Genomic DNA, 16,975 nt, shown 5'->3' with positions numbered 1-16,975 from the left:
CATGCAACCTAACGAGCCGAGTTCAAACATTAAATCTCAAAAATGATTAGATATATATTGACTGCCAGCTTATTAATTTTAGTCAGTCTTACCTGTGCTTCTCAAAAGGATCCAGGCAAAAGTTATTTGGAAAAAACAGGTGTTGTGGATATCCTTTATTCGGAAATCCTTAATGAAAACAGGGAGATTTATATAGAATTACCCGACGGTTTTCAAAACAATGGATCACAACAATATCCTGTGGTTTACATTTTAGATGGAGAGGTTCTTTTACCAACCGTAAAAAATGTACAGAGCTTTTATAGCGGTGGTTTTACACCAGAGATGATTCTAGTTGGAATCTCTAATGCAGAAAATAGAGTTCGAGACCTCACCACATCAACTATAAATGAAAAATACGGGATGCCCTTCAATGAGGAAAATGGAAAAGCTGAAGCATTTCTTCAGTTCATGGAGAAAGAGCTGATTCCTTTTATAGAGAACAAATATCCAGTGACCCAGTTCAGGACACTCATTGGTCATTCCTATGGTGGTTTGTTTACCATTTACTCCTTGATCCATCATCCAGAATTATTTTCAAATTACCTCGCCATTGATCCTAGTTTAGACTGGGATGATCAAAAATTATTAGAGGAATCCAATACAAAATTAGCTACCCAAGATTATAAAGGAAAAAGCCTCTTTATGTCTCTCAACGGTCAGTTAAGTATGCTTGATCCTGAAATGACGCTAGAAAATGTGGTAAAAGATTCGACTGACTTCACCGTATTTCCTAGATCAAACATCGCCTTTGCAGACATGGTTAGAGAGCACTCTGCAAACGAGTTGGATTTTGATTGGAAGTTTTATCCTCGAGATTTACATGGCACGATTGCATTTCCATCGATCATGGATGGAATGATAGCCACTTTTGATTGGTATCAAATGGAAAACACTGATAAATTTAATTCTCCGGAAACTTCTAACGAAGAGCTTTTTGAGATCGTAAAATATCGCGCTCAGAAGCTGGAAGATCGTTTTGGTTATCAAGTGGCGCCCTATCCTGAAGAGTTGCTTACTATTCTAGGTGACATGAGTCTAGACATGGAGCAATTTGAGAAATCAAAAATGTTCCTTGACTTCTCGCTGGAATATTATCCTGAAAGCTCCAGCCCATATCATTTTATGTCAAAGTATTATGAAAGCACGGGTGATTTTGAAAAAGCATTGGAGTTTGCCACAAAAGCTTATGAGCTCAATCCCGATGATACTTACAAAAGCAGAATGGAATCCTTGAAACGTCAATAGGTAGTTTTTAAGTTGTTTGTTAGGATGTGAAAAGACGATGATAAGTTCGCTTTCGCGAAAGCGAAAAAGCCACAAACATCTACTAGAAACAAACCATTTATTAATTGGCTAGTCCCAACAGTCAACGTAATTTTACAACCTTAAATTTTTATATGAAAAAGTTACTTTTTATACTAGTTACTATAACCTTTCTTGCCAGCTGTGCAGAGGAGCAAAATCCGTTTGAGTGGAACAAGGATCGCATAGGAATGTTGACTAAAGATGCCATGGTGTATCAAGTGGATAGCCTTTTTGCAATGGACAGCATTGTAAATCCTGTAAAAGGAGATGAATTTGCAAACGGCCCCAATACCATTGAGATCTATGAAAAAGGTGGTAAACACTTATTGTCTCTAACTCCTTATGATGCAGACAGCACCTCAACCATTGAAAATATTAGAGTGCATGACGAGAGATATGTCACTGCAGAAGGTATTAGTGTTGACAGTGATTTCAAAACGATCAGCGAGACTTATAAAGTGAGCAGTATCGACAACATGATTAATAGCGCTGTAGTTTGGGTCAATGATCAGAATTTTTACTTCACCATAGACAAGGAAGAATTACCTGCCGAAGTGAAATTTGACATGAGTGCAACTATAGAAAACACCATGATTCCTGATACGGCAACACCAGAATTTGTATTCATAAGCTGGTAATACGATGCTAAAAAGTTTGATAAACAAAGCCGTACCTAAATTGTACGGCTTTTATTTTAACACAGTTTCTGTTTTTTCAAAAGAGAAAGCAGGCAAACTCGCATTAGGTGTATTTAGCTATCCACGAGCAGGAAAAATTCAACCTTTTCAAAATGAATTTTTAGATACAGCCCGCAAACAAAAGCTGATCACAGAAGAAGGTTTTATTCAGCTATATCATTGGAAAGGAAATGGTAAAACGATTTTATTGATTCATGGCTGGGAATCCAATTCGTGGCGATGGAAATATTTGATTGAACCTTTACAGAAACTAGATTATAATATCATCTCAATTGACGCACCTGCTCATGGTGCTTCTACTGGCACAGATTTTAATGCTGTTAAATATTCTAGAGAAATAAAAAAGGTAATGGATTTATTTCATCCAGAAATTGTTATTGCCCATAGCGTTGGAGCCATGGCGACGGTTTATCAGGAATCTAAAAATCCGCATACGTATCTGGAAAAATTAGTCCTATTGGGTGGTCCAGATCGCTTTGATAAAATCATGAGAGGCTATCAACGCCTCACTGGATTCAACGATAAGGTCTATCATGGAATGGACGACCTACTTTACAAATACTACGGGTTTCATATTTCTGATTTCAATACTGCAGATTTTGTCAAAGACATTGATGCAGAAGTTCTACTGGTTCATAGCGAGCAGGATGCTATTGTAAGCTACAAAAGCATGGCGTCTATTGCAGCAGGATTAAAAAACGCCACAACCTATACTTCAAAAACAGGTGGCCATAGTCTTCACACTCCAGAAGTCGTTGATCAAATCTTAGCCTTTTTATAGGAAAAGTCTGTAAAGCTTCTATCTATCTTTAAATAAAAAAGATGGGCAGACCTAGCATAAAAAATGAGGAGCAATATGATGCGTTGAGGGACAAAGGATATTCTCAAGAAAAAGCAGCGCGCATTGCTAATACTCCAGACAGTGGAAAAAAAGGTGGTAATGCAGAAAAATATGAGGAGCGCACCAAAGATGAGCTCTACGAACAAGCTAAGAAAGTAGGAATTGACGGCCGCTCAAAAATGAATAAGCAGGAACTTATTAATGCTCTACGCAACAACTAATTATGCAACAAAAAATTCCAGCCAGTATTATAAGACAGATTTTTGTCGTTCTCATTCTCATGGTGGCAGCAGTGCTCATCATCTATGAAATGCTTCCCTATTTAGGTGGTGTTCTCGCTGCCGTTACTCTTTATGTATTACTAGTTCCAGCCCAACGGTTTTTTGAAGAAAAAGGCTGGAAACCCTGGGTTGCGGCAACGCTTCTTTTGGTTGTAAGTGTCATTGTCATCTTATTACCTGTAGCAGGTCTAGGACTTCTTTTCACCTCGCAAATCAAAGATGCAGTTGCTAATAGCGATCAAATCACGGAACAAATAAGAACACAAATCAGGCAAATTGAAGATTACGTAGGTTTTGATGTAGTCCCAGCAATTGACGGCGAACAAGTGAAAAGCACGCTATCCTACGTATTTAGCAATTTTGCCGATTCTAGCCTTACCGTTTTTATAGCAGTTGGTGTGATGTTTTTCCTTTTGTATTATATGCTGATCGAGAGAAAAACATGGCAAAATGCGACATTGAGATATCTGCCTTTAAAAAAGAAAAACATTAAAGCCATAGGCAAGGAAAGTATAGATCTTGTAAAGTCAAATGCACTTGCCATTCCTCTAGTAGCCATCATGCAAGGTATTGTGGCGCTTATAGGTTATTACATATTTGGGGTTGACAATCCATTCTTTTGGTTTGGTGTTACCGTTATAGGTAGTATGATCCCTTTTGTGGGAACAGCTTTAGGTATTGCTCCTGTGGTAATATTATTATTAGCTCAAGGCGAGACAGAGTCTGCCATTGGAATTTTAATCTATGGAGCCGTGGTAGTAGGATCTACAGATAACCTCTTCAGATTAATTGTTCAAAAAAAGCTGGCAGATATACACCCATTAATAACACTTATAGGAGTTGTGGTAGGTGTGCCGCTATTCGGTTTTATAGGTCTAATTTTTGGGCCACTTTTGATCAGTTTATTTTTACTTCTAATTAAAATCTATAAAAAAGAATACGGCGATCAAAAGGAAGCCATTTAAGATCAATACAACAGCTACCAACATAGATTTTCTTATTTTTATACCAAACAAAAATTGAATGAGTAAAGCGATAAAACTTCAAGATAAAATAGATGAAAAGTTCATTGAACAGCGCAAGTTGTTCATTTGGGGAATGGTAGACGACCGTACAGCAAGACACTGTGTGGACAGACTTCTATTCTTAGATTCATTAAGTAATGAAGAAATAACATTTGTAATCAATAGCCCAGGTGGCTATGTAACTGCAGGTTTTTCTATATATGATACGATGCAGCAATTGAGTAGCCCTGTGAGTACGGTTTGCAGCGGTCTTGCAGCTTCCATGGGAAGTATATTGTTGAGTGGTGGTAAAAAAGGCAAGCGAATGATACAGAAACACGGCCGTGTCATGATTCACCAACCTAGTGGTGGTGCGCGTGGTACTGGTGCAGATCTTGAAATCACTGCTGCAGAGATTTTGAAAACCAAAGAATTGAGTGCACAAATATTAGCAGATAATTGCGGCCAGACTTTTGAAAAAGTCATGAAAGATTTTAACCGTGATTACTGGATGGGTGCAGATGAAGCTATGGAATACGGTATCGTGGACGGTATCGTGTAAAATTGAGAATACATTAACCTAAGCCGTTTCTTACAAGAACGGCTTTTTTTATACATTTAGAACATGAGTTTAACACCATTCCATCTTGCCATTCCCGTACGTGAAATCACTACTACTAGGGAGTTTTATCGCGATACGCTAGGCATGAAAGAAGGTCGCAGTAGCGATCAATGGGTTGACTTTGATTTCTTTGGTCACCAACTAGTGATTCATATTAGTGATAATATCACTCCAGAAGTAACAAATGCTGTCGATGGAAAGGCGGTACCAGTTCCGCATTTTGGTGTTGTGCTGGAATGGGAGAATTTCCACGCTTTCGCGAAAGCGTTACGAAACAAAAACATTCAATTTATAATCGAACCCTACATACGATTTGAAGGACAACCAGGCGAGCAGGCCACCATGTTCTTCAAGGATCCTAGCGGAAACGCCTTAGAATTCAAATCGTTCAAGGATTTCAACCAAATATTTGCAACATGAGTTTAAAAGATACATTTACTCCTGACGAGGAATACGTTAGAGATCAAACCGAAAACACCACAACAGATGATGTGGATAAGGTGATCAAAAGAGAAGGAAAGATTTCCTTTATAATGTCCACCGTCAAAGTCCTTAAAAAATACTACAAGCTATTTGATGTCATGATGATGATGATCAAAGACTATCGCAAGGGGATTTACACTGCAGTGCCATGGTTTACAATTGCAGCGATAGGTGGTGCGCTACTTTATGTTTTAAGTCCTTTTGACCTTATTCCAGATTTCATTCCAGGATTGGGATATCTAGACGACATGACCGTAATGACGATAGTTGTAGGCTGGATAGATTCTGATCTACACAAATACCTAGACTGGAAACTCTCGCACAATCTAACAACACCTGACGAGATAGAAACATTGGAGCAGGCTAAGTAAAACATACAGTTTTACTTACTACCGACTTTTTATAATTGAAAACGGCTGATCTCATAATAATGGATCAGCCGTTTTTTCTTTCTGTAATTTAAGAAAAGGTCTCAGTAAACTTTCTCTCCATTAACGTAGGTAGCTTTTACTTTTAGATTTGGTACATCCTGAATAGCCATGTTGATGAGGTCTTCTTGAAGAATCATAAAGTCCGCAGCTTTTCCTTTTTCCAGACTTCCTTTTTCATCTTCTTCAAAATTAGAGTAAGCCGCCCAAATCGTCATTCCTCTCAAGGCATCTTCCCTAGAAATAGCATCCTGCGGATTGAAACCACCTTCAGGAAAACCGCTAGTGTCCTGTCTTGCCACAGCGGCATAAAATGTTAAGAACGGATTTACTTGCTCTACAGGATAATCTGTCCCTAAAGCCAGCATACCAGATTGATCCAATAATTTTTGATAAGCATAAGCGCCTTTGATACGCTCTTCTCCTACTCGATCTTCTGCCCAGTACATATCGCTGGTAGCATGAGTTGGTTGTACAGACGGCAAGATTCTATCGGTGTCAAAATATTCAAAATCGGCTGGGCTTATGATTTGGGCATGTTCCACACGCCATCTTCTGTTTGGCATGTCGTTCAATAATTCTCGGTAGGTTTTGAGAACCACCACGTTGGCGCTATCTCCTATAGCATGTGTATTCATTTGGTAATCTGTACCTGCAATACGTTCAGCCGTTTTCTTGAAGTCCTCGACACTACTCAATAGCGCACCGAAGTGATTTTCTCGATCAGAATACGATTCTTTCATCGCAGCACCACGAGATCCCAAAGCACCATCTGCATAAAACTTAATGGATCTAACATTTAAACGGTCTGTCTTGACAATGCCTTTATCTAAATAGTAATCCAAATTCTCTGGTGTATTACTCACCATCGCGTAGATCTTCATTTTCAAAGTTCCTGCCTGCTGTAAGCTGTCAATCAATTCTATGGTTTCACGATTCAAGCCAGCATCGTCAACCGTAGTCAACCCATAACTGAAGTTGATTTCCTGCGCATCAATCAGCGCCTCAATATCTGCCTGACGGCTCGCGGCTGGAAATGTTTTTTCAATCAATTCCATAGGATTGTCTACTAATATTCCTGTGAGTTGACCATCGATTTGCTCAATGTCACCACCTGAAAACATTGTTTCTTCGTTGACTGCTGCGAGATCAAGAGCTGCTTGATTCACGATCATCGCGTGTCCATCAATACGTGTTAAAGCTACCGGAGTATCTGGAAAAAGTTCGCTTAGTTCTTTTTTAGTAGGATATTCTTTTTCTTCCCAATCGTTTTGATCCCAACCGCGACCTATGATGTATGATTTATTATTCTTTTCTTGAAAGGCGCTCACTCGATCCAATACCTCTTGATAACTAGTGGTTCCAACTAAATCTACCTGCTGCAACTGCTCGCCAAATCTGTAAAAGTGACAATGTGCATCAATTAATCCTGGATAAACGAATTGACCTTCAAGATCGATCATATCATCAGACTTCAAATTGAGCGCATCAATTTCTTCTTGAGTTCCTATAGCAAAAACTTTCCCGTCTTTAACGGCCATAGCGGTTGCCGTAGAGAAATCATTGTCAACGGTATAGATGTTACCATTCGTGTATATGGCATCGACGTAATTATCTGCATCTTTATTTTGACAAGATAATAGTACGAACGCCGCTGCGAGGAAGAAGAATTTTTTCATGGCATAAAAATAAGGCACAAAGATCTTAGACCTAGCCTAAAACAAAAAGAAGCCACTTTTATGAGTGACTTCTTTTTAGTGTTTTTAGGTTTTTATGTGTCCGCTTTCGCGCCTGCCTGCGGCAGGCAGGAAAGCGAACTCTACATTAAAAATCAAATTTATACACAGCACCACCCAATACCTGCAGATCCTGAACCGGATAATCCAAGAAATATTGATAGTTACCACCAGTCAAATTATTCCCACGAAGGAAAACGGTCAACCTTGAATTAATTTTATAATTGGCATCTAGATTTAGATCCACAAAACTATCCAGCGATTCAGTTCCAAAACCGGTTCTGTAAACATCACGCTCGCCCACAAAGTAAACGGTCGTTCCTATATCTAACTTGTCAGTGATTTGCAAAGTTCCCACAACATCTGCAGTGAATTGTGGCAATTGCGAAGCGGTATTTTCAATATCATCACCGTTGGTCACATCATAATTCATACTGCGGCCACTAAGTGTCATATTGAATTTTGAGCTTACATCAACACTTAAAGATGCGCCTATAAATGTGGTGGCAAGATCTGCGTATTCTGTAAAGAAAACATTACCCAGTTCATCTTTAGGAGCACCAGCGGCAAGAATAAGACCAGTGTCCTTAGTATAGAAAGAACGGTTATTTTCCTTCTTGTAACCACCATAGATTTTGTAACCTAAATTATTTGTGACCTTTCCTTTCAATCCTAATTGTGCATCGATCACTCGATCAGTTGGTATGACATCAATAGCTGGTGCAAGGAACACGTTTTCATCTGCAAACTGTTGTAGGCTATTCATATCAAGACCTCCATAAATCTGAGTGTAGGCAATGATCTGATCGTCCAGTAATTTATAAGTTGCTAGAATATCTGGATAGACATTAAACTGCCCGTCGCTATTCTCTATATCTGATAAATAGTTGAGCGTCGCACCTAGCTCCACCTTATATAAGTCACCATATAGATTGATGCTTGGGTTGATTCCAGTACTGACATAGGAATAATCTGTTTGTGCTGGTACGCGACCTTGCTCGTCAAAACTACCAGACAAATAATCCAGAGAAACTCCTAATTCAAATTCAGTGTCCTCGATGTCAAAAGCAAGGTTAGGATTAATCATGGCTCGTATTTCACTACCGTCCATATCGCTGGTAATTCCCGTAAACTTTGCCTGAATATTTTTGAAAGGTGAATCAAAAAAGTCCAGATTACCGCCCAATCCGTACGAGAGATAATTGACTCCTACATCTTTATCATCCAGATCCTGATCGATGATCTGTTGTCTAAACGGTTCACGCACACCATAAAGGTTAGCGCCCTGGTATCTTGCTCCAGCTGTAATTCCAAAACTAGCATCTCGCGAACGGTGACCGTAAGATAAATCTAGCGCCGTATCTAAATACGAATCATCTAAAACAGCCTCATTGATACCTCCTAAAGATGAGTTGTGATTCAGGAATATTCCAAAATCACTGTCCTTATCTACCTCGATATTGCCAGCAAATTCTGCTACAATATTTCCATAGTTCCCAAATCCTAATCTGGCATAGTTATCATAATAGGTAGGTCGTTTTCTAGGTTTTAGTCTAGACAACTTTCCTTTTGCAGGTGTAAAAGTAGAAGCAACTGGAACCGAGAAAATGCTGTAAGTGACTGCTTTCTTCTGGATTCTTGTCGTGTCGTTCAACTGCGGCGTGCTCTTTACTTTAAAAGCATCTGCGACTGATGGATCATAGGCCTTGACGACCGTGATAGTTCCACCATTGAGTTTATCTTCTTCAGTAGTTTGTGCACTTGCAATGTTTGTAATCAGTACCGCAGCGACCGCTGCAGTTATATATTTCAGGTTCTGGAACATATTAGTTATTTGATGGAGCTATGGAAGAATTAGTTTTGGCTTGTACCGCTTTAATGCGATTCAATTCGGTTTGAGCGGTAGCGACAACATCGGGATACTGAGAAAAGTTGTCGATCACACCTTGTAGTAAAGTCACGGCATTAAGTGTTTGATTGGTAGCATCATAGCTTTTGGCCATTACAACCAGTCCTTTTGCGCTCCATAATTTGTAGCTGCCATAATTTTTAGACAATCCCTGTACAGTGTTGATCGCTTGCTCATGTTTGCCTTCTTGGTTTTCAAAGTAAGCTTTGTAGTACGTAGCTTCTGCAGCTATGGCGCCGCTGGCGTTTTTCATCACCTGGGCATAACCGCTTTTTGCAGCGCTCATGTTACCATTTTTGAATGCAGATCTTGCGATAATGACCTCAGCATCTCCTCGCACCGCACTGTCTGTCGTACCGTCGCGCAATACTTTATTGGCATAGCTTTCTGCCTTGTCGTATTGCTCTGTTTCGTAATAGGCTTTCATCAAGTTGGATTGTGCATAAGCCTTGTTTTGAGGAAAATCTGCTGTGGCTTCCAATTTGATTAAAATGGGTACCGCTTTCGCGAAAGCGGACTTTCTATCCACACCACTACTCACCGCATCATTGAGGTATATCTCACTCAATCGTGCAAGTGCCTGCTCCAGATATTCACTGCGCTCACGGTTTGCCACATATTCATAATGCGGAATGCTGGCTGCTTTATTACCTTCAGAAAAATAGGCCTGCGCCAGATTGAAATGCGCTTGTAGTGCATATTTTCCATTAGGGAACTGTTCCAAATATTTATTGAGTTCACGTATCGCACTGCTCATATTACCCTGCAAAAATGGACGCTCTGCACTTTCATAAGCGGTGTCATCCAGCTCGCTATCGCTCACGTCTATAAAATCCAGACCGCGCACCCAGCTAGCATATTCTGCAGTTTTTCCTTGATCGATGTAAACCAGTCTTGCACTACTCACCGCTTCTACGGCTTGTGGTGTTCCTGCATATTTTGAAGCCACTTGTTTGAAAACACTTAATGCTTCATCAAGACGGTTGTCATTATAAAATTGAAGCCCTTTACGCATCATCGCCGGTGCCGTGTAACGACTGTTAGGAAATTCAGAAATCAAACGATCGTAAGTCTGGATACCGCTATTTACTTGATTGTTGTTGATATAGGTATTTCCCAATTCATACATAACATCGTCGCGATATTGAGAGGTTTTGTAGTTGGTCAAAAACTTATTGAGCTCCTCAACCTTACTATCTACACGCTGGATAAAACCATAGGACATTCCCTTCTGGAAGCTGGCATAATCTGCGCTAGGACCACCAGTTTTAATGGCTTCATTATAGGACTCGATGGCTGGCCAGTATTGTTTGGACACAAAGTTGGCATCGCCTATTCTCATGTAAGCATCATTCTTTCTTACGGGATCATCAGCTCTGGCGACATATCGCTGCATCGCACCAATACTCGCGCCATAATCCTGAAGCTTGAAATAGGTGTAACCCATATCATAATCCAACAAGTTATCTTCTTCAATGCTGGCGTTGCTGCCCTTCACCTGATTGAACTCGGCTATGGCTGCTTTGTAGTCATTGAGTTGATAAAGAGTTTCTGCTCTCCAGAATCTTGCTTTTTTCTTGAGATCGTTTTCTTCTAGATACTTGATAGCCTTGTCTAGACTGGACTGTGCATCCTTATAATCGCCAGCGGTGAATAGATTGAGACCGTGATATAATGCCACCTTTCCATAAACATTTTCATTACCTCTTATACGTCCATCTTCAAGAAGCTCTAGAGCCTCAGCATAATTTTTTGAGGTAAAATAAGAATCGATGAGATAGGTATTCATCTCGTCAATATTAGCAGCATCTGGATAAGCTTCCATGTAACTTAGAATCACGGCTGGAACACTTTCATACGGGTTCCCATTTTCATAACTCAACTTTGCATAGTTGTAGAGCGCATCCTTTGTGATTTCATCATCCAGAGCGATCTCGCTGGCTTTTTTAAAAGCATTCAAAGCGTCCTCGCTACGATTAAGCTTAATGTAACTTTGTCCTAAGTGGTAATAGGCATTCTGGGCGGTTTTATTCTCTCCATCGATGATTTTATTGAAGGTTGCTACGGCGTTTTCAAAATCATTCAATTTATAATAGGTATATCCCAGCTGATAATAATCATTATTGTTCCACTTGCCGCGTGTTCCTTGATAAGCTTGTAAATACGGCAAGGCCTCTGCATAGTTGCCTTGATTAAATAATGACTGGCCTATTATACGATTGAGCTCTGATTGTTCTTGACGGTTGGAATTTGCCATTTGTTTTTCTGCCAGAGAAATGGCTTCATCAAACCGACCCAACTTATAATTAAGATCTGCCTGATAATACGAGAGTTTATCATCAGATTCTGGAGTCTCTTCTACCTCACGAAAAAGTTCATCTGCCGTTTCTAGATCATCGCCTTCATAGGCAATGTATCCTAAGTAGTATTTGGCTTGTGAACCATATTCAGGATCATCACTTACCCGATTCAAAAAAGGTTTTGCTTCATCAAATTTTTTGCTTTGGACAAGCGTGTAGCCGTTATTGAAATAAAATTTGGTTTTTTGATTTTGAGAAAGATTTCTCTCATCTACTTTATCATACCATTGTGCAGACTTGCGGTAATCACCATTCTCAAAATAATAGTCTGCTACATCGATAAAAGCACTGTTACGCTTAGTAGAAGTTGGGTATTGTTCCACAAAAGCTTCTACCATATCATCTGCATTGCGCTGGTTGAGACGTACGGCGCAATTTGCAGCATAATAGGCTGCGTTACCCTTGATGGTCTCATCTGCAGACTTGTCAATGACTTGTTCAAAAAGACGCTGTGCAGCTACATACTGATCTTCTTGGTAAAGATCTACTGCAGTATTGTAGTTGCGCAATTGATCAGTAAATATCTTTGATTGCTGGGCAAATCCAGTAGTAAAGAATCCTATGGCTAGGGTTGCGAGTGCAAATTTCCTCATGTGAGATGTCGTTAGTCTAAGTTGGTAAAATTAAAATCCTACACAATGTTAACGCCGCTTTTACGATTTAATTATACGCGAGGTTATCCACAGCTTTGTGTAACTTTACCCATCAAATTATTACTATGTCAAACCACGTGCTTTCACTATCAGAGGTGGATATCTTCCAACGGGACAACTTGATTCTTAAAGATGTGAACCTCAATATTGATAGAGGTGAATTTGTGTACCTCATCGGTAAAACGGGTAGTGGAAAAAGTTCTTTGATGAAAACCTTGTACGGTGATATTCCACTCAAAAAAGGTAAAGGAAGTATTGTAGATTTTGATTTATCTCGCTTACGCGAAAGCGAAATTCCCTTCCTGCGTCGCAAACTAGGAGTCGTCTTTCAGGATTTCAAATTGCTTACTGATAGAACGATTCAAGAAAATCTAAAATTTGTTCTCAAGGCCACCGGCTGGAAGAACAAAACCGAAATGCAGGATAAGATTGATGAAGTACTGGATAAGGTAGGAATGAAAACTAAAGGTTTCAAATACCCTCATGAACTTTCAGGTGGTGAGCAACAACGCGTTGCGATTGCTAGAGCACTGCTCAACGATCCTGAACTGATTATTGCAGATGAACCCACAGGTAATCTTGATCCACAAACAAGTGTAGAAATCATGGAGGTTTTGCAAACCATCAACAAGAACGGAAATACCATTCTTATGGCAACACACGACTATGCATTGATATTGAAATACCCATCCAAAACACTGAAATGTGACGATGGTGAGGTGTTTGAAGTGGTGCAAAAAACAGTGTGACCAAATGTACACCGCGATTAAAAAACTTGTAAAGAAGGTATTTCCAAAAGAGTTTTTATCACGAAATGAATTCTTTTTCCGCAAAGTTGCTGCGTTACCTTATTTGGGAAATAAATACGAATGCAATATTTGCCGGGTCAAACTCAACAGATTCATAACTTTAAATAATGACCTGTTATGTCCAGCCTGCGGGAGCCGCAGTCGCACAAGACAATTGTGGGATTATCTGAACTCAAATAATCTATTACAGGGATCTATTCTACACTTTTCTCCTTCGAGCAGTTTGAATAAAGCCATTGCATCGCTTGAATCTGTAAACTACACCTCAACCGATTTTGAAAATGAGTTTCAGGCTTCCGAAAACTATGACATAACCAATTTGCCGGTAGAAAATGATCGATTTGATCTGATCATTTGTTTTCATATTTTGGAACATATCGTAGAAGACAAAGAGGCCATGTCAGAGGTTTATCGTGCGCTGAAACCCAATGGAACGATTCTTATTCAAACACCATTCAAGGATGGTGACATTTATGAAAACAAAAACATAAGAACAGAAGAAGAACGTGAAAGGGAATTTGGCCAAAAAGATCATGTGAGAATTTATAGTCTGGAAGGTCTAGTAAAGAGATTTAGACAGGTTAATCAAGATGCCAAGATTGAAATTCAACAACTTGAGCCAAAACTTGAAAACGGCATGCATGAAGATATTTTTATCCAAGCAATTAAACCGCTTCCAGCAGTTAACGCGTCCACATAAAAAATATGTTGACTATATTCAGTAAAAGATTCTGCATTGATTAGTATTTGCATTCCCGTTTATAATACAGATATCACCAATCTAGTCGTTGAATTAAAAAAACAACTATCGGCTTCATTTGCGGTTTTTGAAATATTGATTCTGGATGATGCCTCAACGATTACCGTTAAATTAGAATCTTTTCCAGAATTGAGGTTGCTGAAAAACGAACAAAATCAAGGTAGGCACAAGTCCAGAATAATTCTTGCATCAAAAGCTGCTTTTGAAAACATACTTTTTCTGGATGCCGATGTTTTTCCTGCTTCGGGAAGCTTCATTAAAACATACTTAAATCATTGTGCTAGCAACTATGATTTTATCTACGGCGGAGTGCTCTACCAGAAAAACCCACCTGAGGATAATAAAATACTCCGCTGGAAATATGGTCGCCAGCATGAATCAAGAAGTGTAGCAAACAGAAGGAAAGATTTTTACCAGAGCTTGATATCCATGGGATTTATGGTGAAAAAAGAAGTTTTTATCAACCTCAGAATTGATAATAATTTCAATTATTATGGTCAGGATATTTACATCTCCTATCTAATTCAAAAAGGTAATTATCGAATTACACACATAGATAATCCTGTGATTCATTTGGGGCTGGAAGACAATTGCAAATATTTGAATAAAATTTATGAAAGCTTGAAATTCACATGGTTATTGGAAAGCAAGAAATTGATCCCAGAAGATTTTAGACCAGTGCAGCGAGCGGTACTAATTTTAGAAAAGTTTTATTTAAAGACTATTTTCCTTTCGGTAATGAGATTATTTAAAAAGCCTATTGAAAATAACCTTCTTTCTTCCAGACCAAACATGATATTATTAGACCTCAATAAATTGTATTTTTATACTTCACTCAAAAAATCGATTTGAAAAAAATACTTACGGTAATTCCTTTATTCAATAAAGAAGAAACAATAACAAGAGCTGTTGAATCTGCCTTAGGCCAAACGGTTGACTGTAATATTTTAATCATAGACGATGGGTCTACAGATTCCAGCCATTCTAAATTGTCGAGCATCAAGGATAAAAGAGTTGAGGTCCTAAGCCAATCCAATCATGGAGTTGGGTATACACGCAATGTAGGTATTCATCATGCAGTTGAGAATGAATATGATTATGTTGCCTTTCTAGACGCAGACGATTATTGGATGCCGGATCATTTGAGCGAATTCCAGAAATCGATAGAGTTATTTCCAAAGGCAGATATTTTTGCTAACAATTACCGTCAGAAATTTAGCGAAAAGAAATATTCCAAAACGAAATTCTCAAACTGGAAACACGATCAACCAGAGATGGTAAAGCCATTCTTTAAAAAGAACTTCCTCAATTCTATCCTGACTTCTTCAAGCTTCTGCATGAAAACAAAAGGAAGCGAGCCCGTATTTTATGATGAGAGCTTAACTCACACAGAGGACACCGATTTTTTGATTCGCGCAGGCCTATCTAAAAAGGTGGTATTCAATTCCAACGTTACTGTTGTTATTGATCAGACAGCTGCCAATCGATCTGCTAGAATTGACCTCAACAATCGTGTTGTTATGGACTTTGATAAATACGAAGAAAAGATCGAGCAACATAAGGGCCTGAAAAAATTCCTGGATATCAATCGCTATTCCATTGCCATAGGTTATCGTCTTGAAAATGACATTAAGAATGCGGCGATGTATCAACATAAAATTGACACCAACAATTTGACTAAAAAGCAAAAAAACCTACTAGATATGAGTAGGCGACAGCTTAAGGCTCTTAAAAGAACTCAAAAGATATTAGGAAATCTTGGGTTTAGATTACGATCGGGACGCTAGTTCAAAGGCTTCTATTTCTCTGATATAGTCAGATTCATCAAAATCGTGGGATGCCACAGATAAGCAAACGGCACCACTAGAAAAATCTTCCAGCTCTCTCCATAACATGGTTGGGATCAGTAAACCTTTATCTGGCTTATTTAATAAAATACTTTTCCATTCTTTACCGTCATAAAGCTTCACTGTAAAACTACCGCTTAAGGGAATCAGTAAGGATCGACATGATTTGTGCGCGTGACCACCACGATGACTATCACTCGGCACATCAAAGAGATAATAGATACGTTTAATTTCAAACGGAATAGTGTCACCTTCCACTACAGCAAGGTTACCTCGTGGATCTGTGATTTTAGGGATGTCTATAATTTGATATTCCATAATTTCAAATATACTATAGATCTAGATGGCCATCACGATGTGATTATCGACCCGAATTGTAATCTTCAATTCCTTGACCGAAGATTCTGAATTTATCGACCAACTTGGTAAAGCTGGTCACGTAACCCTTGCGCCATAAAAAGAACACATACTTCCATTGATAAAATCGGGCTGTAGATGGATGTATTTTTGCCGCTAGAGCTCCTCGAGCATATATCAATCTATTGCTTTCAACTTCATTACTACTAGTCAATGCAGTGTGAGAAACTATAATTTCTGGCACAAAAAACATTGGTATTCCCTTTCGTATTAAATCTAGAAAGAAAACATAATTTTCACTATCCTGAAATTGAGCACCCAAACCAAACTTCACATCAAACGATAGCCCAGAGGCTATAATAGACGCTTTCTTGAGCGTAATCTCTGGAGAAAGAATTTTTTTTATTTCACTATGTGAGAGAGACTGTGCACTGCGACTATAAGTCCTGATAAGTTCATTGTCAAAAGTGGTTGTTTGGAATACGATGACCTCATGTTTGTAAGAGGAATGTGCATCTACAATTTTGTTAACCGCATCATCAGCAATTAGGCAGTCATCATCCATGATCCACAAAATTTTACCGATAGAATTCTCAATGGCAATATTTCTACTACGGCTAAGTCCGGGATTTACATCATTGATAACCCTGATGTTATGGAAGTCACTTTTAAGTTGGGACGTTTTACTTTGATTGACAATCAATATATTATGGACTATTGATTCCAGCGGCTGGGAAAAAATAGCTTCCAGAAAAGATAGATCCTCGCGAGCTATGGTCGCGATGAGAATTTCAAGATCGTCTGTGGTGTATCTCGCCAAGGGCTTATCTTTAACCCAAA

Annotated in this window: 17 protein-coding genes; 12 read left to right on the top strand and 5 right to left on the bottom strand. The window is 38.9% G+C overall.

The window, feature by feature from the left end; genetic code table 11:
• The first annotated feature begins 42 nt into the window (after positions 1 to 42).
• From BLO34_RS00215 to BLO34_RS00180, 8 genes are all read left to right on the top strand, one after another.
• Complete coding sequence (locus BLO34_RS00215; protein WP_172823938.1) at positions 43 to 1,287, top strand: alpha/beta hydrolase-fold protein; 1,245 nt, start codon at positions 43 to 45, stop codon at positions 1,285 to 1,287.
• A gap of 152 nt (positions 1,288 to 1,439) precedes the next feature.
• Positions 1,440 to 1,985 (top strand): hypothetical protein, encoded by a 546-nt coding sequence (locus BLO34_RS00210; protein WP_090751522.1) that lies wholly within the window; start codon positions 1,440 to 1,442, stop codon positions 1,983 to 1,985.
• Positions 1,986 to 2,001: 16 nt separating this feature from the next.
• A complete protein-coding gene (locus tag BLO34_RS00205; RefSeq protein WP_231959524.1) occupies positions 2,002 to 2,826 on the top strand; it encodes an alpha/beta fold hydrolase in 825 nt (274 codons plus the stop codon).
• Positions 2,827 to 2,867: 41 nt separating this feature from the next.
• A complete protein-coding gene (locus tag BLO34_RS00200) occupies positions 2,868 to 3,107 on the top strand; it encodes a Rho termination factor N-terminal domain-containing protein (RefSeq protein WP_090751520.1) in 240 nt (79 codons plus the stop codon).
• 2 nt (positions 3,108 to 3,109) lie between these two features.
• Positions 3,110 to 4,132, top strand: coding sequence for an AI-2E family transporter (locus tag BLO34_RS00195; protein ID WP_090751518.1), 1,023 nt, complete (start codon positions 3,110 to 3,112; stop codon positions 4,130 to 4,132).
• Positions 4,133 to 4,190: 58 nt separating this feature from the next.
• Entirely contained in the window at positions 4,191 to 4,733 is a 543-nt protein-coding gene (locus BLO34_RS00190; protein ID WP_090751516.1) for a ClpP family protease, read from the top strand.
• 63 nt (positions 4,734 to 4,796) lie between these two features.
• Positions 4,797 to 5,213: a VOC family protein gene (locus BLO34_RS00185; RefSeq protein ID WP_090751515.1), complete on the top strand. Its 417-nt coding sequence runs from the start codon at positions 4,797 to 4,799 to the stop codon at positions 5,211 to 5,213.
• On the top strand, positions 5,210 to 5,647 hold the full coding sequence (locus BLO34_RS00180; protein WP_090751513.1) for a YkvA family protein: 438 nt from the start codon (positions 5,210 to 5,212) through the stop codon (positions 5,645 to 5,647). Before BLO34_RS00185 ends, BLO34_RS00180 begins: the two co-directional genes overlap by 4 nt.
• 101 nt (positions 5,648 to 5,748) lie before the next feature.
• Here the strand turns inward: BLO34_RS00180 and BLO34_RS00175 are convergent, their stop codons facing one another.
• From BLO34_RS00175 to BLO34_RS00165, 3 genes are all read right to left on the bottom strand, one after another.
• Positions 5,749 to 7,383 (bottom strand): amidohydrolase, encoded by a 1,635-nt coding sequence (locus BLO34_RS00175; protein ID WP_090751511.1) that lies wholly within the window; start codon positions 7,381 to 7,383, stop codon positions 5,749 to 5,751.
• A 145-nt stretch (positions 7,384 to 7,528) separates the two neighbouring features.
• The gene (locus BLO34_RS00170) at positions 7,529 to 9,265 is read right to left on the bottom strand and encodes a hypothetical protein (protein WP_090751509.1); all 1,737 of its coding nucleotides are present in this window, start codon (positions 9,263 to 9,265) and stop codon (positions 7,529 to 7,531) included.
• 1 nt (position 9,266) lies between these two features.
• On the bottom strand, positions 9,267 to 12,302 hold the full coding sequence (locus BLO34_RS00165) for a tetratricopeptide repeat protein (protein WP_090751508.1): 3,036 nt from the start codon (positions 12,300 to 12,302) through the stop codon (positions 9,267 to 9,269).
• A 125-nt stretch (positions 12,303 to 12,427) separates the two neighbouring features.
• Between BLO34_RS00165 and BLO34_RS00160 the strand changes: the two genes are divergently transcribed.
• From BLO34_RS00160 to BLO34_RS00145, 4 genes are read left to right on the top strand one after another with little or no spacing between them, the layout of a single operon-like run.
• Positions 12,428 to 13,111, top strand: coding sequence for a cell division ATP-binding protein FtsE (locus BLO34_RS00160; protein WP_090751506.1), 684 nt, complete (start codon positions 12,428 to 12,430; stop codon positions 13,109 to 13,111).
• Complete coding sequence (locus BLO34_RS14630) at positions 13,086 to 13,871, top strand: class I SAM-dependent methyltransferase (protein WP_172823937.1); 786 nt, start codon at positions 13,086 to 13,088, stop codon at positions 13,869 to 13,871. The genes BLO34_RS00160 and BLO34_RS14630 overlap by 26 nt, the downstream gene beginning before the upstream one ends.
• Before the next feature lie 36 nt (positions 13,872 to 13,907).
• Positions 13,908 to 14,783, top strand: a complete 876-nt coding sequence (locus BLO34_RS00150; protein ID WP_090751502.1) for a glycosyltransferase family 2 protein — start codon at positions 13,908 to 13,910, stop codon at positions 14,781 to 14,783.
• On the top strand, positions 14,780 to 15,718 hold the full coding sequence (locus BLO34_RS00145) for a glycosyltransferase family 2 protein (protein WP_157686569.1): 939 nt from the start codon (positions 14,780 to 14,782) through the stop codon (positions 15,716 to 15,718). Before BLO34_RS00150 ends, BLO34_RS00145 begins: the two co-directional genes overlap by 4 nt.
• Here BLO34_RS00145 and BLO34_RS00140 read toward each other — a convergent pair.
• A complete protein-coding gene (locus tag BLO34_RS00140; protein ID WP_090751497.1) occupies positions 15,701 to 16,096 on the bottom strand; it encodes a sugar 3,4-ketoisomerase in 396 nt (131 codons plus the stop codon). The genes BLO34_RS00145 and BLO34_RS00140 overlap by 18 nt on opposite strands.
• 43 nt (positions 16,097 to 16,139) lie before the next feature.
• The gene (locus BLO34_RS00135; RefSeq protein WP_157686567.1) at positions 16,140 to 16,955 is read right to left on the bottom strand and encodes a glycosyltransferase family 2 protein; all 816 of its coding nucleotides are present in this window, start codon (positions 16,953 to 16,955) and stop codon (positions 16,140 to 16,142) included.
• Between the last annotated feature and the right edge of the window lie 20 nt (positions 16,956 to 16,975).

Source organism: Nonlabens sp. Hel1_33_55, assembly GCF_900101765.1.
In the GTDB taxonomy this organism is placed as follows: domain Bacteria; phylum Bacteroidota; class Bacteroidia; order Flavobacteriales; family Flavobacteriaceae; genus Nonlabens.
The sequence above is the reverse complement of the archived record's forward strand: the minus strand, read 5'-3'. Positions and strand labels throughout refer to the sequence as shown.

What these genes read in the sequence shown, in the direction of transcription:
- BLO34_RS00215 (WP_172823938.1), top strand. Translation starts at nt 43, where the DNA reads ATGATTAGATATATATTGACTGCCAGCTTATTAATTTTAGTCAGTCTT.
- BLO34_RS00210 (WP_090751522.1), top strand. Translation starts at nt 1,440, where the DNA reads ATGAAAAAGTTACTTTTTATACTAGTTACTATAACCTTTCTTGCCAGC.
- BLO34_RS00200 (WP_090751520.1), top strand. Translation starts at nt 2,868, where the DNA reads ATGGGCAGACCTAGCATAAAAAATGAGGAGCAATATGATGCGTTGAGG.
- BLO34_RS00195 (WP_090751518.1), top strand. Translation starts at nt 3,110, where the DNA reads ATGCAACAAAAAATTCCAGCCAGTATTATAAGACAGATTTTTGTCGTT.
- BLO34_RS00190 (WP_090751516.1), top strand. Translation starts at nt 4,191, where the DNA reads ATGAGTAAAGCGATAAAACTTCAAGATAAAATAGATGAAAAGTTCATT.
- BLO34_RS00185 (WP_090751515.1), top strand. Translation starts at nt 4,797, where the DNA reads ATGAGTTTAACACCATTCCATCTTGCCATTCCCGTACGTGAAATCACT.
- BLO34_RS00180 (WP_090751513.1), top strand. Translation starts at nt 5,210, where the DNA reads ATGAGTTTAAAAGATACATTTACTCCTGACGAGGAATACGTTAGAGAT.
- BLO34_RS00175 (WP_090751511.1), bottom strand. Translation starts at nt 7,383, where the DNA reads ATGAAAAAATTCTTCTTCCTCGCAGCGGCGTTCGTACTATTATCTTGT.
- BLO34_RS00170 (WP_090751509.1), bottom strand. Translation starts at nt 9,265, where the DNA reads ATGTTCCAGAACCTGAAATATATAACTGCAGCGGTCGCTGCGGTACTG.
- BLO34_RS00165 (WP_090751508.1), bottom strand. Translation starts at nt 12,302, where the DNA reads ATGAGGAAATTTGCACTCGCAACCCTAGCCATAGGATTCTTTACTACT.
- BLO34_RS00160 (WP_090751506.1), top strand. Translation starts at nt 12,428, where the DNA reads ATGTCAAACCACGTGCTTTCACTATCAGAGGTGGATATCTTCCAACGG.
- BLO34_RS00140 (WP_090751497.1), bottom strand. Translation starts at nt 16,096, where the DNA reads ATGGAATATCAAATTATAGACATCCCTAAAATCACAGATCCACGAGGT.